The sequence below is a fragment of the Mesorhizobium sp. M0166 genome, from assembly GCF_040322255.1.
GTDB lineage: Bacteria > Pseudomonadota > Alphaproteobacteria > Rhizobiales > Rhizobiaceae > Mesorhizobium.
Genome location: NZ_JAMYTD010000044.1, coordinates 25,438 through 48,401, shown reverse-complemented (window position 1 = coordinate 48,401; position 22,964 = coordinate 25,438). Strand labels below are relative to the sequence as shown.

Here is a 22,964-nt window from a genome sequence, read left to right as displayed (position 1 = left end):
CGGCAGGCTCGGTTGCCATCCTCTGCGGGGCGGGGTGCCGAGGCTCGGCCGAGCTGCTCCGCGACCTGTCGGACCGTCTGAAGGCACCGCTCGTCCACACGGTCCGCGGTAAAGAGATCATCGCCTACGATGACCCGCGCTGGATGGGCGGGCTCGGCATGATCGGCAGCAAGCCGGCCTACAATGCGGTGCAGGACTGCGACCTGCTGCTCATGGTCGGCACGGACTACCCCTATTCGAACTTCCTGCCGGCGCACGGGAACGTCATCCAGATCGACGAGCGGGCCACGGCGATCGGCCGGCGTGCGCCAACGGCGATCGGCGTAATGGGCTCGGTACGGCCGACGCTCTTCGCCCTCCTGCAGAGAGTGCGACAGAAGACCGGAAGCGCCTTCTTCGAGAAGGTCGCGCGCGGCCGCCGCGCTTGGGACGAGCTCCTTGACAAGAAGAGCGACCTCATGCGCAGCCACGACAGGATCCACCCGCAAGCGGTAGCCCGCATGGTCAGCGACCTCGCGAAGGACGACGCCGTGTTCGTCTTCGATACGGGCCTCAACACGCTGTGGTCGGGCAACTGGATTCGACAGAGCGGCAAGCAGCGCATTGTGGGCTCCTTCAACAACGCCGCCGTCGGCACGGCTCTCGGACAAGCCAACGGTATACAGGCGCTCGATCGGTCGCGACAGGTGATCGTCCTCACCGGGGATGGCGGTTTCAACATGCTGATGAGCGAATTCCTCACAGCGGTCCACCACCATTTGCCCGTGAAAATCGTGATTTTCGACAATGCAGCTTTCGGGCTCATCACGCTCGAGGCGCAGAGCGTGGGAATTCTTCCGTTCCGGAAGGCAATCGAATTCACCAACCCGGATTACGCAGCGCTAGGGCGCGCCTGCGGCGCGCAAGGTTTCACGGTGCGCGATCCAGCGCTGCTCCAGTCGACTTTGATCGAGGCGTTTGCGTGCCCAGGCCCTGCGATCGTCGCGTGCGGCGTGGTGCCTGACGAGATGCCGAACCTTCCCCACGTCGAACTCGAGCAGGTCGGCGGCTATGCCGTCGCGAAAATCAAGGAAGCGATCGCCGCTTTCACCGGTGGCTGATGGCTGCGCGCCTTCTCGCTCGTCTCACGCACGCCAAGGACCCCGACAATGAAGATAGAAGCGCTATTCGGCTGGGCCCGCGAGCAGAAGCACGTGGCCGCGGCGAGTTTTCTCGGCTGGACGCTCGACGCGTTCGACTTCTTCTGCTGGTGTTCGTCCTCAAGGACATCGCCGCCGAATTCCACACAGAGATTTCGAACGTCACCGTCGCGATCCTGCTTACGCTAGCTATGCGGCCGATCGGGCCGTCTTCGGCCGTGCCGCAGACCGGTGGGGCCGCCAACCGAATCTGATCGTCAACATCCTCGCCTACTCTGTCCTCGAGTTCGCCTCGGGGTTCGCGCCGAGCCTGACGGTGCATATCGCGCTGCGCGCCCTGTATGGCATCGCCTGGGCGGCGAGTGAGGCGTGAGCGCGTCGCTGACAATGGAGAGCGTCCCTGCCCACGCGCGCGACGTCGTCTCGGGACTTCTGCAGTCTGGCTACCCTGCTGGCTACTTTCTGGCTTCTATCGTCTACGGCCTGCTGTTCCAGTACATCGGCTGGCGCGGCATGTTCATGGTCGGCGTGCTCCCTGCACTGCTCGTCCTCTACGTCCGAAGGAACGCGCCGGAGTCGCCGAGTTGGAGCCGCGACGGAGCAGCTGGCGGCACGCCCGCTGTCGTGAAGTCGCATTGGCGGCTGGGAACCTATGCGGTGGTCCCGATGACCGCGTTCAACTCCTTCAGCCACGGGACCAAGATCTCTACCCAACCTTCCTGCAAGTGCAGCACAAGCTCTTGCCCCGCGCGGTCGGAATCATTGCCGTGATCTACAACATCGGCGCCATATGCGGAGGCATACTGTTCGGAAGCTTGTCGGAGTGTTTCGGGAGAAGGCGCTGCATCGTCATCGCCGCACTGCTATCCCTCCCCGTCCTTCCGATCTGGGCCCTCTCGAGACGCGAGGCCGCACGGCCACGCTGACCGTCGACGAAGCGTTGTGCCGAAAGTCCGAAACAGGACGCCGCGAGTCCGAAGTAGCAGCGCGGGCGCTAGGACTCGTGGCTGTTCGAATCCAGAGTGAAGCAAAGGTTTGGGCGGCGCTTGCCGCGCGTTCGCGGAGAATGCGGTCAAGGCATGCATATCGTCCTCCCGCACAGAATGGATTGGATGATGACTTGAGCGAGACGGATTTGATACAGGGGCCGCCAGGCACGTCGACACCGGCGGCCACGACTTCTGCGCTTTCGCGTGAGCCGGAGTTCGATGTCGACTTGTTCGTGATCGGGGGTGGGTCAGGAGGCATCCGCGCTGCGCGCGTGGCGTCGGGACATGGCGCGAAAGTGATGCTCGCCGAGGAGTACCGGCTGGGAGGGACGTGTGTCATCCGCGGCTGCGTGCCGAAGAAGCTGTTTGTCTACGCGAGCCGTTTCAGCGACACGTTCGACGAGGCTGCGGAATTCGGCTGGCGCTTGTCGGTCCCGCGTTTCGACTGGCCGTCATTGGTTGCCGCGAAGGACCGGGAGATCACACGCCTGGAAGGGCTCTACGGCACCGGCCAAGAAAGTGCGGGCGTCGAGGTCGTGAGGTCTCGTGCTGTGCTCGAGGACGCGCATACAGTGCGCCTCCTCAAAGACGGCCGTCGCGTGCGGGCGCGCACGATCCTCATTGCGACAGGCGCACGGCCCGAACTCCCTCCCTTCGACGGCATCGAGCTCGGCATCACCTCGGATGACATCTTCGACTTGAAGACATTCCCGAGGAAGCTTGTTATCGGCGGCGCGGGATACATCGCAATGGAGTTCGCTGGCCTGTTTGCCGCGTTGGGAAGCGACGTCACCGTCGTCTGCCGCGGAAGCAATGTCCTGCGCGGCTTCGACGAGGACGTGCGCCAGGCGGTCGCCGCGTCCTACACGATTCGTGGCATCAAGCTGATGCTTTGCGATAGTATCCGCCGCCTTGAGCGGCCGGACGAGCACGTCGGCGGAGGCGACCGCGCGGGAAGAATCGACGTTACGACCGAACAGGGCGGAAGGCTGGTGGCCGACCAGGTGCTGCTCGCCTTCGGGCGCAGCCCGAACACGACCTCGCTTGGCCTGGACCGCGCTGGGGTCAAGACTGGGACAGACGGCTCAATCGTTGTTGACGCGAGCTCCCGCACGAATGTCCCGAACATCTACGCCGTGGGTGACGTGTCGAACCGGTTCAACCTGACGCCCGTCGCGATCCGCGAAGGCCACGCGTTCGCTGACAGCGTGTTCGGCGAGAAAGCCTGGCAGGTCGACTACTCCAATGTGCCAACCGCGGTCTTCTCCAACCCGGAGATCGGCACCGTTGGCCTGACCGAGCTGGAAGCGAGGGCGCAATACCATGCTGTCGACGTCTACAAGGTCCGCTTCCGGCCGCTGAAGGCGGCCGTGACGGGCGATTGCCAGGCCTCGCTTTTGAAGGTCATTGTGGATTGCGAGACGGACCGGATCCTCGGGATCCACATCTTCGCTGAGGAGGCCAGCGACATGATCCAGGTGCTGGCGATCGCCATCGGCAGCGGAGCCACCATGAAAGACTTCATGTCGGTCATGGCCGTGCACCCGACGGTCGGCGAGGAGATCGTCGCCATGCAGACGCCGACGGTGCGTTACGATCGGCGCGACGCTTCGACCCCGCTCGTCCCAAGCGCCGCCCCTGACGCCACCGGCTCGCACCCGAAGGGGCTCGGAACATTGCGGGGTCGCTACCGAGCCCCGCAAGCGGCTGGAGATGAAATCGATAACGCTGCGCCACTTCCGTAGCGGCGAAAGCGCGGGCGATGTGGCGCCGGCCGCCTCAACCGGCGGCCCCGACTGCGCGGCCCTTGCGCGCAGTCAGTCTGAAATCCTGAAGGTGAGCGCGATGATCCGTTTCTATTTCCACCCGACGCCCAATCCAGCCAAGGTCGCCCTGTTCTTGGAGGAGTCCGGGCTAACGTATGAGCTGGTGCCGGTCGACACGAGCAAGGGCGAACAACATCGGCCCTCATTTCGCGCCGTCAATCCCAACGGCAAGGTGCCCGTCATCGTCGACACCGAAGGCCTGAGCGGCAAAGAGGCGCGGGTTTTCGATTCCAGCGCCATTCTGCTGTACCTCGCCGAGAAAACAGGCCGCTTCCTCGGGCAGCCCGCCGACCGGGGTGAGGTTTTGTCGTGGCTTTTCTTCCTCGGAACGGGCCTCGGACCCTTCTCGGGACAGGCCGTGCATTTCCAATTTGCGGCTCCCGACGGCCTCGACTACGCCGTCAACAGATATCGCCGCGAAGCGGAGCGCCACTACCGCGTACTCGACAGTCAACTCGCCGGCCGCGACTATATCGTAGGGTCCGACTACACGATCGTCGACATGTCCGCCTGGGGTTGGATCGATCGTGCCTCCCGTGTGATGAAGGGGGCGGCCGACCCCCTGGCCGCCTTCCCTAACATCAAGCGGTGGTTCGCCGGGATCGACGCTCGCCCAGCGGTTGCGAAGGCTCGGGCAGTTGGGCAGGATCACGAATTCAAGAAGACGAACGACGAGGAAACGAAACGCGCTCTCTTCCCGTCAAACTACCCTGCGGCCAACGCCTAGGCGTCCGGGTGTCATCATGTCGGGGTCGCGGGAATGGAAACGATAACAGCATGCTATTTCCCAATGCCGTAGACGAAACATAGCGTCCCGCGTTGCGGACTCTGTGGAAGCTGGCGGCCATCCGGCGCCCGTGTCCGCGGGTCGTGCGCTTATTGATTGACGCATCTGCAGCGGCAGCAGGAGCGCCGCGAAACCCGGGAGATTGCAAATGAACCTCGACGTCGGCGACAGGGTCGAGGCGGTTTCGGAACTCCTGAGACGCGGCTACAACCACAAGTACCGGATTAAAGACGGCCAGCTCGATGATCTGACCGCCGACAAGCCACTCGCCGTTGGCGACGTGCACGTGGATGCCGCGGTTATTCGCAAGCGCATTGAAGAGGCGTTCGGCTGGATCAAGACGGTCGCCGGTCAAGCGCCAAACCAAGTTCCGGGGCCGCGACCGGGTCGGATGGGCTTCGCCTTCGTTGCCGCCGCCTACAATCTGGTGCGGCTGCCGATGCTCATCGCTGGGACCCAGTTGACATGGCCACGGTTCCAGCCATCGCCAAGGCCTTTGCCGGTGGCTGGCGAATCGTCGAAATGGATGTCTGGGACAACGATTTCCTCGATCTCGTCGAAGAGGCGCATCTGACGTTCAAAGGCGCGGCGGGCGGCGAAATCGGCTTCGGCGCCCTCAAAGGCTTCCTTGATGTCCGCTACGGCGCGCGAGACCGCTCGGCCTGCGCGGAATTCACGTGGGAGGGTCACGACGAACGCGATCCCGCATGCGGTCGCGGATGGGCGATAATCGGCACCGCGAGTCGCCTCGTCGGTCACTTCCACATCCACAATGCCGACGATTCAGGCTTCGTTTGCGAGCGCCTGACTTCTCGACGAACCGCCCTCAACTGACCGACTGATGCGGCTCAATGTGGCATACACCTAAGTCACGGACGACGGGCGCGAGGCCCGTCGTTAATCACAGGCTTCAGCCCTATCTGTTTGCGCCACCTAGTTGCTTCAGGTTCGCGCAAAATTCCGCGTAAGGCTTGCTCATCGCTGCATCTTGGCACTCTCTCATCATCGCGTCCTGGTCGCTCTTCGACATGCTTTTCCAAGCGGCCTTGAATTTGGCCTTGGGTTTCATTGTTTTCATTCCTGCATCAGTGAAAAACGGCGCCATCATCGCTGGCGAATCGAGAGCGCCCGCGAAAGCCACGCCACCAAGCGTTGAGAGAGCCAATGCTCCGAACAGAATGGGTTTTAGGTTCATGATAGGGAGTCCTTCTAGTTTGCGGGAGTGCTTCGGCAACGTGTGTTGCGCCAGGTCGAACGTCCCGTTGTTTCTGGCGCGCTCAGAGTTCGCCCGAGGTTGCCGATCTAAGCCAATGAAAGCGTTGTATGGATTTCATGCCAGTCTGGAATATCTCAGCCTGCAAAAGATCGCCGACGATCTTCGGTGAGTCATGACTGCATTGCGGCCGGAGCCGTCGGTCCGCTATTAGGTCGCCTTAGCCACATAGCTGCCATTCAGCCATCGGCCTCAAGTCGGCCACGCAACCGGCTTTGTTTGATTATCAGTCTATGTAGTAAAATAACGAGTATCCAATCAACAAGTCTTCAATTTCACCTGTCCACTTCCCCAAAAACAATATCCAAAGATCCAAGTATAGCACTGATATCTGCCAGCATGTGGCCGCGGCAGAGGAAATCCATGGCTTGCAGATGCGCGAACCCAGGCGCGCGCAGCTTGCAGCGGTAGGGCTTATTGCTGCCGTCGGAGACCATATAGACGCCGAACTCACCCTTCGGCGCTTCGACCGCGGCATAGACCTCGCCGGCCGGCACGCGATAACCCTCGGTGTAGAGCTTGAAGTGATGGATCAGCGCTTCCATCGAGCGCTTCATCGCCTGGCGCTTGGGCGGCACCACCTTGCCGTCGAGGTTCGACACCGGACCGGTGCTCTCCTTGCCGAGCAGAAGGTCGACGCACTGGCGCATGATCTTCGCCGACTGGCGCATTTCTTCCATGCGCACGAGGTAACGGTCGAAGCAGTCGCCGTTCTTGCCGATTGGAATGTCGAAATCCATTTCCGAATAGCATTCATAGGGTTGCGACTTGCGCAGATCCCAGGCAGCGCCCGAACCGCGCACCATGACGCCCGAAAAACCCCAGGCCCAGGCATCGGCCAGTGAAACGGTGCCGATGTCGACATTGCGCTGCTTGAAGATGCGATTGCCGGTCAAAAGCGCATCGAGATCGTCGATCGACTTCAGGAACGGGTCGATCCACTTGCCGATGTCCTCGACCAGCTTCGCCGGCAGGTCCTGATGGACGCCGCCGGGGCGGAAATAGGCCGCATGCATGCGCGAACCGGAAGCCCGCTCGTAGAACACCATCAGCTTTTCGCGCTCGACGAAACCCCACAGCGGCGGCGTCAGCGCACCGATATCCAACGCCTGCGTCGTCACATTGAGTATGTGCGACATGATGCGGCCGATTTCGCAGTAGAGCACGCGGATCAACTGGCCGCGCTTCGGCACCTCGATGCCGAGGAGGCGCTCGACGGCCAGCGCGAAGGCATGCTCCTGGTTCATCGGCGCGACATAGTCAAGTCGGTCGAGATAGGGCACCGCCTGCAGATAGGTCTTGTGCTCGATCAGCTTTTCGGTGCCACGATGCAACAGCCCGATATGCGGGTCGACGCGGTCGACCACTTCGCCGTCAAGCTCCAGCACCAGGCGCAAAACACCATGCGCTGCAGGGTGTTGAGGGCCGAAATTGATGTTAAAATTACGGACGGATGTTTCAGCCATTTTGCGTCTCACATTTGCGGCCATCCAACAGGCAACCTCGGCCAGCTATCTTGGCAAAAAGAGAGAATGCGAAGGCGAACCCGATGTCAGCGAAGCCGGGATTGCTGACCCGGCCATAAAGTCCACTGAATCATAGCCGATAAGGGAATTCCCGCCTATTACCGACAGCTATCGATCTGATGCTCAGGCGTGACGCTCGTACCGGTGCACAGCCTGACGATCCGTCCGATGCACGCCTCGATCTCCTCCTTTTAATAGGTCCTGGGCCTAGCACTACTTTGGCAGATTTTTAGCGGAGAGGGTTCTGCGGCAGTGGGGACAACGGATTGGGGGCGGCTGCGCGAGCGCGGTGAGGATGGCTTGCCTGACGGCGGGTAGGCTCGGTTGGGGCGGCGGGCCAAGGATTCTTTTTTCCCCCTCCCGCTTGTTTGAGGCGGCGAGATTGCAAGAAGGCGTAGGCGATCATCGTCATCAGCGCGTGCCGGTGCAGGCCCGTCCATGAGCGTCCCTCGAAGTGGTCGAGGCCAAGTTCCTCCTTGAGCTGCTGATGCGCCTGTTCGCAGACCCAGCGCGCCTTGATGGCGCCTGCGATTTGCTTGAGCGGGGTGTCGGCGGGCAAGTTGGAGAGGTAGTATTTGCGCTCGCCGGTTGAGCGGTGCTCGCCGATCACCCAGACCTCCTCGCCGGGCAGATGCTGAGCGCCCATGTCGCGGATGCGCTGGGGTCGGCCATCTGCAACCCGGACACGGACAGCGGCGAAGCGCGCCGAGAGGCGGCCTTTGGTGCCACGCCGCCAACTGACCGCGCGCCATGGGGCTGTCTCAAGCATCGCCTGCGCGGTCATCGACTTCACATCGGGGATATGCCGCTGGCGCGGGCGGCCGCGTCCGACAACGGGAAAGATCATTGCCACGTCGGCGGGATAGACCTTTTGCTTGGACGGGATACCGACGGCCCAGTAAGGCCGCGCTCGGTGAGCGCCTGCCGGAAGGGGGCGCTCAAGCCATATCCGGCATCGGCGAGCACGCAGCCAAAGCGTAGGCCGGCTGCGCGAACCCGGTCGATCTCGGCCAGCGTGATTTCGGGCTTGGTCCTGTAGGCACGATGGTCCTCGGACACACCGGCACGGTCGAGCCGGGCGGGATCGGAAGTCCAGCTCTCGGGCAGAAACAGCCGCAGTCCCACCATGACCGGCACTTCGCTAGAGGCCAGCGTCAGCGACACCAGCGTCTGGCAGTTGGCGTTCTTGCCAAGCGCCGAGGCATATTGCGGCGCGACGCCGACCGAGTGGCGCCCCTTCTTGGGGAGCGCGGTGTCGTCCACGATCAGCCACGCATCGTTCCCGCCAACTTGTCTGTCGGCCTCCGCAAGTAGCACCTTCTCCAGCGGCGCAGCATCCCACACGCCGCTCGCGATGAAGTGGTGCAGTTGGTCATAGTTGACGCCTGCGTCGCGCGCCGCCATCGGTTGGATGCTCTTGCGATCCCCAAGGCCAATCAGCCCAGCAATATAGGCCGGACACATCCGCGCACGCGTCTTGTGCCTCGACGCCGAGACGAACGGCTCAAGCCACTGCTCCAGATCGACTTGCCAATCCCTGTTCATGGCCGGCCCCTCCAACAGCCGACCTCTCATGAATCACGCAAAACCGCTCTTGGGAATCCTCAAAACGCTCCCAATAAAAATCTGCCAAAGTAGTGCTAGTATACGGGCCAATTAAAAATCGAGCTTCATCCAAGACAACCGAGCAGGAACCGCCGCTCTGATGAGTGGAGGGAAAGGCGGTAGCGCTCTCCCGCTACCATCACTGTAGCGTTAGGCGCTGTTCCTGGCTTGCGATTTGGCAGGTTGAGAAGCTCCGCTAGCGCACCGTGGACCTTCAGCTCAACCTGTCCCCTACCCTCCGTCGGAATGATTTCGACCCCCGTGACCAACGAGCGGATGATCCTTGCCGCCTCGTTGCGCTCGGGCTCATCGGATTGCAACGCGTCTTGGAGCTCGGATACTTGCCGACGGTAAACCGTCACCGCGGCCGGATGAAACTCCACAATGCTTTCCGCGGCCGCCATCGCCTGAAGCTCTCGGGCTAGATTCTCCTTTTCGCGCTCAAGGTCTCCTCATTCCTCGCTCGGCTACCAGGCCCCGGCAGCCTATGCCGAGGTCATCACCGCAACCGGCTCCGACGCTGCGCTGATCGAAGGCTCCGCGCCTCCGCCGGTTGCTCAACCCGCGCCAAGAGGCATAACAGAAACGGCCAAGGCTCTAATCGCCACTGGATGACAGTTCAGTGGCAGGTCAGGTCGGGCTCATTCTTGAGGTAGGTGTCGAGGATTTTGCGGAGGTGGGTCTTGAGACTGATGGAGCAACAGAACGCCCAGCTGCATTACCGGACTGGCCCGGCTTAAACTGATGCTCGACGGGTGGCTTTTTAGCCCTGTTCGTCCCTGTTAGTTCCCATTACGGGGAGCATGACCCATCAAGCCTCGACAGGCAAGAAAAACTACTTGATGTTGCCGAAGCCGCCAAAGCTCTTCGCAAAAATTTTGTTTATGTCTTTTACCTGCCTTTGCATTGGGCCGATCATCGCCTTAATCATCTCATCAAACGCAGAGGGCTCCAGCAGTTTTAGATGAGAAGGTGAGAGGAGCTTTTCCCGTGAAATGTTGTCCAGCAGCGAATACTCCTCGACATACGGCTTAAAGTTTTCGCCGACCTCAGATTGGCAGCTATAAAACAGCAGGAGAAGCTCGTAGTCGGACAGCTGTGCTCGCAGGAGTTTCATGTACCGGCCCTTGTCGACCGCACTGCCTTCGATGAAACGAATGACATTGTAGAGGTATCGGAAATAGTGGCCTAGGTCCTGCCGGTAGCGCTTGATGAAACTGTCATATGCCTTTGCAATGCGCTGACGTTCATTCGCGGCCTTCGTACCTGCGTAAGCCAATTTGAAGCGTGCATAGAACGTTTTGAAGCAATCACGGCCCTGCGCCACAACCTGGCCATTGCTGCGCAGGTCCATTGCTCCAATCATCGAGTTGTGAAGGTTCAGCATGTTGAAGAACGTGGCTTCAAAATTCTGGCGCTCCAGAGCTTCTTGCTGGGCTTTCATGGCATTGCGGACTTCTTTCGACTCGGCTTGGGCGTGCTTCAGGGTCTGCTGCTGCAAAATGACGGTCCAAAGCAGTCCGAGAAAGGTCAGGAAGGTCAGGATCGGATTGACTATGCCCCCAACAAATTCGCCGAGAGCGGCCAGTCCTCCCTGCTTGCTGTCGAAACCCCATACCCCTATTGCAATGCAGCCTAGCAATGTGACTAACGCGAGCATCATCAGCCGAAACAGCGTCTGGGAAGAGTCGCCGGATTCCGGACGGATCATATTGTAGAACCATCGCGTACCGGGCAATTTGAGCTCGATTTCAAGCAGATGGTTCAGAATGAAAAAGATGGCGACTACCGTCGCGAAAAACGCGTAGGCAGAAAACACGGTACCCCCCCTAGAAACTGCACTTTTCGTATCGGATCGTCCTAACAGAAATTCAACAATTACTTCAACGCTATCCTTCCCTTCTGCTGCGGGCACCCCGTAAGCACCATAGCGCGACGGACCGACGCACCTATATGTTCGCAGCGGACATGGGTGGCCCGACACAAGGTCGGTAGAATTCAGGGGTGAATCCAATATGTGCATCAGGGCAATCAAAGGCGCGATCATCAACCTGGCACTCAAAATCGCCATGCGACGGCCCGCGCCGGACCGTATTCCGATGTCGCCGCCACGGTCATTGCAAAATAACTTCTACGAAATTCACCTCGTGGAGGATGCCCCCAGCACCTACATCCTTGTCCGAGACCGGACACGGGCAGGAATTACCGGCTTTCGGTTCGATGAAGCCGGCACGCGGACCGAAGTCTCGGTCGCTAAGGCCGACTTCGCCAACTACGGTTTTCAGTCAATTCATTACCTAAAGGGCTTCGTTTTAACAGTGCATTCCGCCGTTCTATTCATCATGGGGGCCATCACCTGGTTCCCGAGACTCCTGATTTGGATGGAGAGAGTGGCCCAAGCCATCTTCAATCGTCGCAATCTTGAGCGGCAAGACAGGTTGAATGTACTCCGCATCTTCCGGGACAAAACAGTTGAAAAGGATGATTTTGCGATTGGCGAAATCGCCCTCGTGCAGATCATTCACAGCAGCCGTGGACTTCACCATCCACGGCGTTACGAGCTGCTTCGCTACTACCGGCTTCTGATGGAATCGTTCGTGGCCGACGGCTACCTCGCACAAACCAGTGGTCTGTTCAGGCTGTCCCCTTTGGGATTTTCAGGGTTGGCGGGGCTCGAACTCGAAGAGCAGCGCTACCAGGGCAATCGCCGACAGCAGAATCTGATGGGCCTTTTCACGTTCGTTCTTGTTTGCATCGGGCTCATACAGGCTTACGCCGCCTACATGGCAATACCCGAGCCAATCCCCTAGTCCGAACGCTCTACTGTTTCTATTTCTGGTGGATAATTTCGAAACTATAGCTACCCGTCACGTATTTCGGCTTAGAAGCGAAACGGAGGGGTGAAATCATGTCTTTTGAAACTGTGATGCGGGAAGCAGCTCACAAGGCTGCAGATATTGCCGATGTAGTGATGGGAGACCTTGGCGCGGGCCTAATCAAACATGAGGATGATTTTTCGGGTGCGCTTGCGGGCGCCTTTCGTGAAGGGTTCCGGGGACTTCAGACGCAAGGCATCCATTGGAACGCGGCGGTCCTGACCCATCGGCGGAGCGGGGAAGAGAAAACCTACGGGGGCCGACCTTCTCATACATCTGAAGCTCGAAACGTCGGAACAGAGCTACTCCAAAGGCGTCCTTGCTCAGGCAAAGCGTATAGGTCCGGGCGAAAATATGTCCGGCAAACATCACCAGGACCTCAAAGACCATGCGACAAGATGATGGGCTACACCCCTGAATCATTCGTATTCGCGTACGATCCATCGGGCATGCGCTGCGGTTCGGCGAACAGGATAGCCGGAGCTACGGAGCGGGACATCTATGATCAATGCAGCTGGACGGCCTACGGGTTTTTCCTTGAATTTTTCAGGTGCCCGGCAGGTGACAAGAACATAACCAGTGCAAGAGTGGAGGACCTCAGGCCAAAAGTAGCTATGGAGATCACGGCCACAGGCAGCTTCAACCCTCCACGACGGCGCGTACGGTTGGATCGGTCGTAACCAGTCCAGCTGGCCATTTATCATGGGATATCGATTCCTGTTGGGCTCTTACTCTTCTTGCACCACTTCTCCCAACCGCTGCCCTTGCCGCGATCGAGCGCCATAGTAGGTGACGCCACCGAACTCCCTGGCTATCATCTCGGACTGCTCCGGCTCTTTAAAGCGGAAACCGAGCTATTCCTTGTTGTCACGGCGAATGAAAATCGTTCAGTCCGCGGTCCCCATGGTGCGCGCGCGGCTATAGAGGCGGCTCTTGTAGCAAGGCAATCAACGCCGTGAGAGGCTTAAATGTCGAACTGCGCCAGAATATTCTCTGCCACCCGCCTATGTGTCTCATTTGATGGATGGAAGTGGATCTCAGTCTGGAATTCAGGCCACTGGCCCGCCTTGCGGATGAGGTAGACCACTTCGGCCTCCACCGTCTCGATATCCAGCTCGTCGCGATCCACTGCGTCTGCGTGGCCCCAGACATCGAGATTTGCGGCCTCACCTTCATGGCGCCAAGCATAGCCGTGGTATCCGTGCTCCCCGACGGCCTTCCACCCGAATGTCAGCCGTTTCTGGATTCTCTGCTTGGTAACGCCAACATAAATTGGTTTCGAGTCGATGCTGGCGATGTAGAGCTTGGGCATTGGCGAGCTGGCTATCCCGGAGAATCTTGAGGTTCCCTTCTCGCACAGGACGGTGAAGCTGGCAGGCGTATATCTCAGAGCGTACCGCTCGGGGCCGACGATTTGCATGAGACTCACCAATGTCCTATTCACGCGACCTTTCGCCGGACATCAGTGGTAAAGCAGCAGGCCGATAACAGCCAGCACGGTGGCGATTGTCCATTGCCAATGGGCAAACCAGAAATCTGCCACCACTTGTGCTGCGCGAGCAGTCCAGTGTCGCTCATAGCTGCCCATCAGGATAAAAAACCCGCTGCCAGGGTCATACTGAGGCGGGACGTATCTACCCTGATACCATTCAGAAATGCGCTGTTTGAAAGCCATCGGTAGCACCCCTCTTCTCGCAATTGATTTAATTCCAAAAAGACAGGTTTCAAGCTGCGATGAACGAAGGCAGCTCAAGCCGGGTATAACCGGTCTCAGCGCGTTGTAGATTCGCTGTTTGTTCTATATGCGTTTTCGATCGCTGAAGGGCTTGGGCAATGCAGGAACTCTTGGGTCCGAACGATCCGAACAGAACGCAGCAGCCGGTGCTGGCTGAACAGATCGTGAAGCCACACGCGATATCTGAACTGTTTTCGCCTCTGTATGAGGAATCCCGTCAGGCCGATGACTGGATCATCGGTAAACGGCCGCTGCTGGCCCACTACACGTCAATCCAGACGCTCGAAAAGATCCTCGAAAAGGAGGAGCTATGGCTTTCGAACCCGCTTTTCATGAACGACCTGGACGAATTGCGGTTCGGCATGGTCCGCGGCAAGGCAATCTTTGACAAGACCGACGTCGAGAAAGAATGCGGACTTGATCCTGAGAAAGCGGCTTCGATCCGTGAGGCATTTACGCTTTACTACAGTGAATACGAGAACAAGCACGCACTCAATGTCTACATTCTGTGCCTGTCGGAACATGACGCGACAGACACAGATGGCATTCTGTCGATGTGGCGGGCCTATGCCAACAACGGCAACGGCGCCGCGATCGTTTTCGACACGAAGGTCATTGGAACCGTGGTCGAGGATTCTCCCTTCGTTTTGGTCAAGGTCAGGTATGCCTCCACTGAGGAGCGCCTGCAGTGGCTTGAGAAGACGGTATTGGAGTGGTGCCAGATCGTAGCCAAGTCGGATATCCCGCCCGACCTCCTGTATGTGGCCGCCTATCAGCTGTTTTACCTGATTTTGGTGTTCGCCCTTTCGGCCAAGCACAAGGGCTTCAAGGAGGAGAACGAGTGGCGCCTGATTTATATGCCGGATCGCGACCATAAGAAGCTGCTGAAGGACAAGTTCCATTATGCCGTTGGCCCTCGCGGCGTTGAACCGAAGCTTATTCTGAAGGTGGCGCCGATGGAGGGAGCAATTCCGGATTTCCGATTTTCCGAGATCGTGGAGCGCGTCTTGCTCGGCCCAAGCATTTCCTCGCCCTTGGCGACGGCAAGTGTGGCCCGAATGCTTGAAAAGCTCGGCAAGCCCGAGCTGGTTCCCAAGGTTCATTCCTCGACCATACCACTACGCCCTTCATGGCCGATGTCGCCATAGACGCCGGAATCCGACCGGCTACGATTCGCCGGCAGGGGCATGGAGGAAGGCTGTGGACGACCGGCAACACCACTTTTCGGGATGATTGGGCGATATCGGTTACGGCTGAGACGTCCGAAGTCCGCCCGTTGATGGGGAGCTTTTGCCCCTTTAGCATAACATAAATGGAAAGGTACACGCTGCGCGGGGCTGGCCTCTGTCCCAAATTGGAAAGTTTTGGACTAAACCGCGTGCCTCCGATAGCAGAAGAACGCCTCTTCGATAGTGGAGTTGTGATGTAGCGGTCTCCCGCTACCAAAATCAAATAAGTTATTGAAATAACTAGTAAATCATGCATCTGTGGTAGCGCTCTCGGACAAAATTCCTCAATAATTTCAATGCTGCACGACTGACGCTACCAACAGGATGCTCATATCCGTCACGAGCAGTCATTCGGGCTGAAGTCCGAACGCGATCGACGGCGAACGGTGACGGGTTGTCGCTGAGTATGCGATTGCTACATGCATCATTGGTCCGCAGAGGAGCGTTCCCGCTCCTGGTGAAGCCGCGCTGAAGCCACGCCAACGACCGTCCGGCGACGCGCGCCGGCTGGCCAGAATGGATAGCCGCCGGGGCAACGTCCGGCCTGCGGATCAACATTTTTGGACGGAAAGGAGCATGCGAGCTCCCGGAACGGCGTGGAAGCGCCATTGACGGAAGTTCGACGATTAGAGCGAGATGGTCCGCTTCGCGCGCTGATTGCGGGCGTACATCGTTGCTGCCTGGTTGTCGCATCTCGACTAAGCCCGATTCTGCTCTGCGAGGTCACCAACACGATCCGCGCCCTGATGAACCCTCGTTGTCCGCTCAGCAAGCGGTCGTTGCCGATGCAAGCGGTCTTATGGTCCGGTCCCCGCAACGAAACCATTTCGGCTTCGTCGGTGCCCGAATTTTGCACGATTCTATTGCCTGAGCCGATTGGTGCTACACTGGCAAGCCAGTTAACGCGACGGACCTGTGTTCGGTGATATGATCAAAGTAACCGCTTTACCCGACCAGATCGATTTTAACGTGGCCGCCGATGAGACCTTGCTCGAGGCGGCTCTCAGATCGGGCGTGCCATTTGCCCACGCATGCGGCGGCCGGGCGAAATGCTCGACATGCCGCGTCTGGGTGCTCGATGGCCTGGAGGCTTGCCCGGACCGGAATCCGGACGAAACCCTGATGGCGAACCGGTTGAGATTGGCCGATGAGGTTCGGCTGGCCTGTCAGCTCAGGCCGGAAGGCGAGCTTCGCGTCCGACGCCTGGTGCTGGACGAAACCGATATGATGATCACCAGCCAGCTTGCCGGTTCTGCCGCGACGCGTTGCGGCGAAGCAAAGCATGTTGCGGTCTTCTTCAGTGACATTGTCGATTTCACGGCGCTGTCTGAGCGGCTTTCGCCCTACGACGTGATGTATTTGCTCAATCGCTACTTCGCCCAGGTCGGCGACATCATCGAGCAGAATGGCGGTTTCATCGACAAACTCATCGGCGATGGGCTCATGGCAATATTCGGCATCGACGACCAGCCCGACGCTCCGCTCCGCGCCGTGAACGCCGCGCTCCAGACCCTCGCCACAGTCGATCGTCTGAAGCCGTTCTATAGCTCGATGTATGGCGTCGATTTCGATATTCGTATCGGCCTCAACTATGGCGAAGCCATCATCGGCACATTGGGTTTCGCCGGACACGAACGTCTCACGGCAATCGGCGATGTGGTGAATCTGGCCAGCCGGGTCGAGGCGGCCAACAAAGATGCTGGTACGCGCTTGCTGATATCCGAGGCCCTCCGCGACCAGATCGCCGAAAAGGTGGAAATCGCCGACTTCGTCAGGGTGCGCCTTCGCGGTACCGGCGAGCGCACAAGCCTGTTCGAAATCGTCAGGCTGAAGCCCGAGATTGACGCCGAGCTGAATGCCAGACGGCCTCGCGAAACCATCCGTCAGGGCGGCAGGAGGTGGATTCGCGCTTTTGCGGAAGACGAGCTTCAGCCCTACGAACGCCGGATTCTCGATTTTGAAGATTACGATATCGTCGTCGTTCGCGGATCCGACAACTATTGCGCCTTCAACAATGCCTGCCCGCATCTTCATCTGCCGCTCTACGAACGCCGAAGTTCCGCTCAGGCCGAAGTGCTGAAGCTCCCACACACGGAGAGCACGATCACCGCAGATCTTGGCCTGGTCTGCCGCTGGCATCAGAGTTGTTTCGACCTGCTTACCGGCGAAATCAGGGAGTGGGCGAAGTTGGAGCACGACGGTACCAGGGCGGGCCTTGAATATTTGGGTGACATTTCGAAAAACCGCGCAAAGCTGATCGTATATCCCTGCCGAAAGCAGGACGGCTTTGTGTGGATCGGGCTCGAGTGAAAACGGTCCAATATTTTCAGTTTTTCCGTCGCGGTCCCATGTCGCCTTTTCTCCGAAGCTGACCTTCGCGGAACCTATTGCAATTGTCCGGATCGGGTCAGACTTTCCCGTTCCCCACCAGTCTTTGCAGCACTGGTGGTAAGGCCATCATTCCTATCGATGAGGTCTGCCGAGACTATTTCTTCCACCTGACGCCAACGAAGTTGGTCCGAAAGATTTCCATGGGGGAAATTGCCCTTCCGCTCGTGCGGATCGAGGACAGTCAGAAGTGTGCCAAGGGCGTCCATCTAGCCGATTTGGCCAAATACCTTGAGTTCCGTGCTGAGGCTGCAAGAAAGGAAATGAGGGGTCTCACGGAGTAGTGAGGGAGAGTAAATGAGGTTCGTTCAGCGCCTGCCGTACAAAGCCGCCCGCGGCTCATGGCCTAATGAGCGACGAACTGGATCAACCGTTTCAAGTCCGGTACTGCATTTGGTACGACACGACTTCAACAAAGGCTCGTAATAGACTGTCTGAACTGCATGTTTGTTGGGACTGCGTCCCATCTGATGTTGGCCGAACCGGTCGATTCGCGGTGCGAGATCGTAGATGCGCCGATGTGTTGAAGAAGTCGGCTGATGACAGGGTGTTCGTTGGTCGCCATTTGAGGATGTTCGGAGGCCAGGGCCCTCTCACGCCGGTTTCGGCATCGGCACCGGGATCAGCTTGGCGAGTTTCCGGAGGTTCTGGGCGGTGGCTGCCAGGTGGAACGTTATCTCCGTCAGCAAGCTGACCCAACAAGTATTTGCCGACGCCAAGTCCTTGCGATTCAGCAGCACGCAGATCGAGGAAGATAGCGGCAGCGTCTACGAGGCGATCTTGGACGCCATAGTTCATCATGACGCCGGTGTGGCTGGCTGATTCCTGTGGCGAGTCAGCCGTTCGACCGCGTCGATAATTGCCTTTGCAAGGGCCTCGCCCTCATGCACCGGCAGGGTCAATAATGAACATTCACGGCATCCTCGCTCGGCAGCACGTTGGCGGGGCAAGTCAGCTCGATCACCATGCGAACCAGCTGCAAGCCGACCCTCTCCCCGTGGACACAATTCTCGTCCATCGTAAGAAGTCTGGCGCCCGCCCGGCAATCGTTAAGGCCGGTCTAGGCGCACAATGGCGCGCGCGATGCTCGACCTTGGCGTTTCCCGGCGGCGATCAGCCGCCTCAGCGATCGGATGATCTCGCCACGCGTCCCACCCCGCATTGAGGGTGCAATCGACGATCGCCTGAAAGCCCGGACCGTCGCCCCAGTCGCGGATGGTGATTGGCGGCCAGACAGCGCCCTAAAGACTTCGCCGCGAGCTTTCAGCATTAGGATGTCGGCCGGATCAAATGTTGTACAGCACCCCGTAGACATTGAATAAAGACTATAAGCAGTTACTAATAGGCCGTGCATGACAGCGTTTGATTTTGACGCAATTGGCGCCGCCTTCGCAGAGGCGGCAATTGACCCTATCCCAAGGAGAAATGCTATGGCAGTAGAACCACGTACCGTGAGCCTTGATGAGCTTGACAATCTCAAGGTGGGCAAAGACGACCAACTCTACTGGAAGAGTCGGGCGATCGCGATGGAACGCAGGCACAGCCTAAACGGCGGCACGCTCATAGCGGCTCTCCTGGCTGGCGGCGGAGCCTTCCTCGGCGCCATTCATCCGTTCGGCGTGTCGTTCCACTGGTGGTAAATTCGCGCCTGCCGAGTTCGGGAAGGAGTGCGGCATAATCCAGACGAGCGCGCCCTACCTCCATCTACGGTGAAATCGCGCCGAGATGGTCGCGCCGAACTCGCACGATCATCGATTTCCTCCGGTGGAAAGTCGCGTATCGACTATCGCCAAGTTAGTGAGATGCATCTTGCAAAAATCAAAAATTCTGCAAATTACAAGGACTCTCAAAACTCACGTATGCATATATGCCGGATCTTGAAGAAGAACATCTTAGCTTGATCTGTTTGAGCATTATCACTGCAGGAGTCCGACATTCCGATAGTGGCCAAGCGATCCCAAGTCGGGCCGCGGATCCAAGGCAGGCCACGCTAGTTGGTGCCGTCGACCGACGTCTTGACAGCGCTCGTAGCATTCATTTTTTGCTCGTTCGAACCGCGCGAGTCGCGCTTCGCCACGAACGACTCAGCGGCGTGCAACTTTTGGTCGGCGAGTTTCTGCTGCGCCAAAAGCCGCCTTCGAACGGGCGTTGAAGCCGCGGCCAGTATTCCCTCATCCACCGCAGACAATCTCCTGACGGCCCCAAGCTTATGACCGGCGTTCTCATTGGCTATAATGAAAGTCAACGCATCGGTGATTGTTGTTTAGCTGCACCGAAAAGCCTAGTCGATTTCAGGAACGTGACGCATGTTTGGTGATATCGACCGTCATGCCTAGGAGCTTGATCAATGACCAATAGCAGCGCCGCCCGTGTTAGCATGAAGACCTTTTCTAAACTCTTTGCCGAAGCGACACTAAAGGGTCACCAATCATTCGCATTTTTTCTGGGCGCCGGTTGCTCTGTCAGTTCTGGCATACTCCCAGCGAGTACGTTGGCACTACAGTGGATCAGAGAACTGAAGAGGCGTAGCACGGGGACCTCGCTTGATTTTGAAAGTTGGTATGCTGAAAAGTATCCCAGCTTCACAACACAGAATGCGGGCGACTTTTATGCGTTGGCCATGGAAGAGCTCTTTCCTACGCTCGCGCTGCGGCGGATGGAGGTGCAGCGTTTCATTTCCCTTAAGGACCCAGGATTTGGCTACGCAACTTTAGGGTCCATAATGACCAGCAAGACGCTTGGTTCGTTGTGCAATGTCGTCCTGACGACAAATTTCGACGATCTTTTGCAGGACGCTCTGTTTCTCTACCATCATGCAAAGCCAACGGTCATCGCCCACGAGGACATGGGAGGGCACGCGGTGCCCGACCCGGCGAGGCCATTAATCGTCAAGGTTCACGGTGACGCGCTCGACCCCAGGAATCTTGGAACTGAAACGGACGAATTGCCGACATCCCTTGCGTCGGCTCTAGGTGCAATTCTGGGGGGTCGTGGCCTAGTGTTCTTCGGTTACGGGGGAAACGACAAGAGCGTAATTACTACGTTACGCCGGCTGCCATCTGAAGCGCTGACAAATGGGGTCTTTTGGGTGGGGAAAACCTTGCCCCGCAATCCGGATATGCATGACTGGTTGCAAGAAAGGAAGTGCGTGTGGGTTCAGCATCAGGACTTCGATGAGGCTATGATGAATCTGGACCTTGAATTTGGGATCGCTCAGCCTTCGCCGAGGCGCCTTTCTCTTCTGATGTCCTCTTACGAGCATTCCCGCGAGGCTCTTTCGCGACGAGTTGGAGGGACCGGCACTCGAGGGCCTGAACCGGCGGTGGACGCAAAGGCGGAGATCGCGATCGACTTAGCCCGCCGTCTGCCTGAAGAGCGACGTAATGAAGTACTCGCTGAAGCGATTGCACGCCTACCGCGCAGTGCCCGGCTAGCTGGCTTCTACGCTCAACACCTGCGCAAGATGGGCAGGTATGACGCTGCCCGAAGCCAATTCGAAGTCGCCCTTACTCTAGACCCCGACAATGTACCAACCCTCTGTCACTACGCGAGCTTCATAGTCGACCGCGCGCCCCTCGATAAGCCAGGCCCGCTAGACGAGGCAGAAGCGCTACTGCGCCGCGCCTGCAGGAGCAATCCCTACGATCCACTGGCGCTTGGCACCCTCGCAAGTTTTCTGTGGACTCGAAGGGGCTTGGAGCGACGGGAGGATGCAGATTCCTTCTATCAAAGAGCTTTGCAGGCTGATTTTTCTGATGCTGAAACGCTGAGCAGCTATGCCAATTTCCTCTGGCGCGCCTATGATCGTCGCGAGGAAGCTATAGAATACTATGAACGATCGATAGATATTAATCCTAGTCATTTCAGGACTTTGGCTAATTTTGGCCAGTTACTATACGTGTCCGGTGACCAAGGAAGGGCTTACCGTTTCGTCAAAACCGCCGTTACTAGGTCGAGTAGTGCCATTCTTCGGCTCGAAGGACTTTTCTATCTCTTGGCTCACGATCAAGAGGCGAAACGAGGCGGCTATCTTAGCACAATACATGGTCTAATACACGATGGCATCAGATCACCAGGCTGGGACCTTACTCCGACCGTGAATCACGCCGCAGCGGACGGCCATAAGCAAATTCTCTTGCTTAAGGCTCTTAGCGAAGTCATCTCTGGGAGCCTGTCTGCAGAAAGCTTGAATCAGTTCACGGAATGGCAAACTGTCACTGACCTGACAATGTAGCGGGCCTGGTACGACTCGAACATACGACCTCCCGCCTAACTAGCGGACGCTCTAACCAGCTGAGCTACAGGCCCTATACTAACATCGGCGAATTCTTGCCTGCGGTCAATTGTTGGGCTGCCGTCCCGCGGTGCGGCGTAAGTCTAAGCGAAAGGAGAGGTCAGCCCCTTGAACCGGCGCCCGCCCCACTGAACCAACCGAGGCTGCGTGAGCCTGGACCAAGTCAGCCCTCCGTTTGACGTTCCCCATACCATGGTCCCGCCATAGCTGCCCACCAGAGCCCAGCCGCGCAGGTCGTCTTTGAAGAACACGTCTGTGACGCCGTTGTCGGAAATCTGGACCTCATGCCAGGTCATGCCGGCATCGTGCGTTGTGGCGAAAAGCCCGGCCGAGTGTGAGTACCCCGCATAACAGATGCTGTTGCGAGCAATGGCATCGCAACACCAGCCAGAACCCGCAGCCATGTGGGATAGGGTGATGCAATCGTCACCTAACCGGGCTGATACGCACCCGTGCCCACTGCTGAGCGCGACCACCTCGTCGTCACCGATTCGCCTCAGGCCGTCGAATGTGCAGGCTGGCATCTCGGCCGCGATCCATCTGCGCCCGAAGTCGGGGGTATAGTGAAGGGACCGTGTTAGGAGGCGTTCCCGCGCGGTGAACCAGTCAGCCTGCTCATTGTTCTTCGCGGCGGCCGCCTTCTGGCGTGAAAGCCACAGGTAGTATGCAGCGGTGCGAACCGCTTCCTCCCTGGGCCTCTGAAGCAGCCAGATTTGGCCGGGTTCACGACTTTCTAGATCATCCACGTCGAAATCTCGGCAGGGCATGGGGATTTCGGTCCACACCGTCCCCTGATCCGTCGACACAAGGACCTGACCGCCAGTAGTCGAAACAGTGATGTTCGACGGATCCGGCGCGGCTATGGCCGTAATGTCACCATTGACGGCCAGCCTGGATTCGTTCCACGTCTCGCCGGCGTTATGCGAGATCGCAAACCGGCCCTCTTCTCCAGCCGCGACGACGAAGTCGCCGGGCAGCGCCAAGAGGGCACTGTAGCGCTCGTCCTCCAGCACCTTGGACCACGATATGCCTGAATCGACCGACCGCCAGACGGCGCTGTGCAGAACGAGACCGACGTTATCCCGCGCGAAGCTGATCCTTCTATGAATGTTGGCCATCGGATCGGTGCTCCACTTGTCGGTTGAGAGCGATTCCACCACCGACATTGCAAATCTTGTGAATGGGTGGCTACCCGTAGCGCAGGCGTTCCCCGGCGAATTCGATCTCTATTGCCCAAATTGGAGACGCTTGGCATTCCAGAAACAAAATTCAGACTACAACATGCCGTGTTTGGACG

Annotated in this window: 19 protein-coding genes, 1 tRNA gene and 3 pseudogenes; 15 read left to right on the top strand and 8 right to left on the bottom strand. The window is 58.6% G+C overall.

Going from position 1 to position 22,964, the window contains the following annotated elements; all coding sequences use genetic code 11:
- The 7 genes and pseudogenes from NKJ46_RS29395 to NKJ46_RS29365 all read left to right on the top strand — a co-directional run.
- Positions 1-1,100 (top strand): thiamine pyrophosphate-dependent enzyme (locus NKJ46_RS29395; protein ID WP_352669940.1); only part of this gene is annotated, 1,100 nt, incomplete at its 5' end.
- Between the two features lie 408 nt (positions 1,101-1,508).
- Positions 1,509-1,910 (top strand): MFS transporter, encoded by a 402-nt coding sequence (locus tag NKJ46_RS29390; protein WP_352669937.1) that lies wholly within the window; start codon positions 1,509-1,511, stop codon positions 1,908-1,910.
- On the top strand, positions 1,865-2,065 hold the full coding sequence (locus tag NKJ46_RS29385; RefSeq protein WP_352669935.1) for an MFS transporter: 201 nt from the start codon (positions 1,865-1,867) through the stop codon (positions 2,063-2,065). The genes NKJ46_RS29390 and NKJ46_RS29385 overlap by 46 nt, the downstream gene beginning before the upstream one ends.
- Positions 2,066-2,355: 290 nt before the next feature.
- Positions 2,356-3,873, top strand: a complete 1,518-nt coding sequence (gorA, locus tag NKJ46_RS29380) for a glutathione-disulfide reductase (protein ID WP_352669950.1) — start codon at positions 2,356-2,358, stop codon at positions 3,871-3,873.
- A gap of 100 nt (positions 3,874-3,973) precedes the next feature.
- Positions 3,974-4,681, top strand: a complete 708-nt coding sequence (locus tag NKJ46_RS29375) for a glutathione S-transferase family protein (RefSeq protein WP_352669947.1) — start codon at positions 3,974-3,976, stop codon at positions 4,679-4,681.
- Positions 4,682-5,042: 361 nt separating this feature from the next.
- Positions 5,043-5,192 (top strand): annotated as a pseudogene (locus NKJ46_RS29370) (transposase); the annotation flags it as partial.
- A gap of 14 nt (positions 5,193-5,206) precedes the next feature.
- Positions 5,207-5,575, top strand: a complete 369-nt coding sequence (locus NKJ46_RS29365; RefSeq protein ID WP_352669944.1) for a hypothetical protein — start codon at positions 5,207-5,209, stop codon at positions 5,573-5,575.
- 82 nt (positions 5,576-5,657) lie between these two features.
- Here NKJ46_RS29365 and NKJ46_RS29360 read toward each other — a convergent pair whose 3' ends face one another.
- The 3 genes and pseudogenes from NKJ46_RS29360 to NKJ46_RS29350 form a co-directional block, all read right to left on the bottom strand.
- Positions 5,658-5,936 (bottom strand): hypothetical protein, encoded by a 279-nt coding sequence (locus NKJ46_RS29360; RefSeq protein ID WP_352669932.1) that lies wholly within the window; start codon positions 5,934-5,936, stop codon positions 5,658-5,660.
- A 353-nt stretch (positions 5,937-6,289) separates the two neighbouring features.
- On the bottom strand, positions 6,290-7,480 hold the full coding sequence (locus tag NKJ46_RS29355) for an NADH-quinone oxidoreductase subunit D (protein ID WP_352669930.1): 1,191 nt from the start codon (positions 7,478-7,480) through the stop codon (positions 6,290-6,292).
- Positions 7,481-7,769: 289 nt separating this feature from the next.
- A pseudogene (locus NKJ46_RS29350) lies at positions 7,770-9,004 on the bottom strand (IS701 family transposase).
- A gap of 591 nt (positions 9,005-9,595) precedes the next feature.
- On the opposite strand from NKJ46_RS29350, the pseudogene NKJ46_RS29345 reads away from it, so the two are divergent.
- A pseudogene (locus NKJ46_RS29345) lies at positions 9,596-9,760 on the top strand (IS3 family transposase); the annotation flags it as partial.
- 220 nt (positions 9,761-9,980) lie between these two features.
- On the opposite strand, the gene NKJ46_RS29340 reads toward NKJ46_RS29345, so the two are convergent.
- On the bottom strand, positions 9,981-10,964 hold the full coding sequence (locus tag NKJ46_RS29340; protein WP_352669927.1) for a putative phage abortive infection protein: 984 nt from the start codon (positions 10,962-10,964) through the stop codon (positions 9,981-9,983).
- Positions 10,965-11,160: 196 nt separating this feature from the next.
- On the opposite strand from NKJ46_RS29340, the gene NKJ46_RS29335 reads away from it, so the two are divergent.
- Positions 11,161-11,955 (top strand): hypothetical protein, encoded by a 795-nt coding sequence (locus tag NKJ46_RS29335; protein ID WP_352669924.1) that lies wholly within the window; start codon positions 11,161-11,163, stop codon positions 11,953-11,955.
- A gap of 1,030 nt (positions 11,956-12,985) precedes the next feature.
- On the opposite strand, the gene NKJ46_RS29330 is transcribed toward NKJ46_RS29335, so the two are convergent.
- Together NKJ46_RS29330 and NKJ46_RS29325 are read right to left on the bottom strand one after the other, a co-directional pair.
- Complete coding sequence (locus tag NKJ46_RS29330) at positions 12,986-13,441, bottom strand: hypothetical protein (protein WP_352669922.1); 456 nt, start codon at positions 13,439-13,441, stop codon at positions 12,986-12,988.
- Positions 13,442-13,483: 42 nt separating this feature from the next.
- Complete coding sequence (locus NKJ46_RS29325; protein ID WP_352669919.1) at positions 13,484-13,696, bottom strand: hypothetical protein; 213 nt, start codon at positions 13,694-13,696, stop codon at positions 13,484-13,486.
- Positions 13,697-13,854: 158 nt separating this feature from the next.
- Between NKJ46_RS29325 and NKJ46_RS29320 the strand changes: the two genes are divergently transcribed.
- The 6 genes from NKJ46_RS29320 to NKJ46_RS29295 all read left to right on the top strand — a co-directional run bounded on the left by NKJ46_RS29320 (position 13,855) and on the right by NKJ46_RS29295 (position 21,607).
- Positions 13,855-14,904, top strand: a complete 1,050-nt coding sequence (locus tag NKJ46_RS29320; RefSeq protein ID WP_352669916.1) for a DUF2971 domain-containing protein — start codon at positions 13,855-13,857, stop codon at positions 14,902-14,904.
- Between the two features lie 1,008 nt (positions 14,905-15,912).
- Positions 15,913-17,295, top strand: coding sequence for an adenylate/guanylate cyclase domain-containing protein (locus NKJ46_RS29315; protein ID WP_352669914.1), 1,383 nt, complete (start codon positions 15,913-15,915; stop codon positions 17,293-17,295).
- Positions 17,296-17,378: 83 nt separating this feature from the next.
- Entirely contained in the window at positions 17,379-17,657 is a 279-nt protein-coding gene (locus tag NKJ46_RS29310) for a pyocin activator PrtN family protein (protein ID WP_352669912.1), read from the top strand.
- 370 nt (positions 17,658-18,027) lie between these two features.
- Positions 18,028-18,195, top strand: coding sequence for a hypothetical protein (locus tag NKJ46_RS29305; RefSeq protein WP_352669910.1), 168 nt, complete (start codon positions 18,028-18,030; stop codon positions 18,193-18,195).
- 608 nt (positions 18,196-18,803) lie between these two features.
- A complete protein-coding gene (locus tag NKJ46_RS29300; RefSeq protein ID WP_352669908.1) occupies positions 18,804-19,013 on the top strand; it encodes a hypothetical protein in 210 nt (69 codons plus the stop codon).
- A gap of 707 nt (positions 19,014-19,720) precedes the next feature.
- Complete coding sequence (locus NKJ46_RS29295) at positions 19,721-21,607, top strand: SIR2 family protein (RefSeq protein ID WP_352669906.1); 1,887 nt, start codon at positions 19,721-19,723, stop codon at positions 21,605-21,607.
- Here NKJ46_RS29295 and NKJ46_RS29290 read toward each other — a convergent pair.
- Both NKJ46_RS29290 and NKJ46_RS29285 read right to left on the bottom strand, forming a co-directional pair.
- Positions 21,608-21,681 (bottom strand) — tRNA-Asn (locus NKJ46_RS29290).
- Positions 21,682-21,750: 69 nt separating this feature from the next.
- A complete protein-coding gene (locus NKJ46_RS29285; protein WP_352669903.1) occupies positions 21,751-22,833 on the bottom strand; it encodes a DUF2934 domain-containing protein in 1,083 nt (360 codons plus the stop codon).
- Positions 22,834-22,964: the final 131 nt, after the last annotated feature.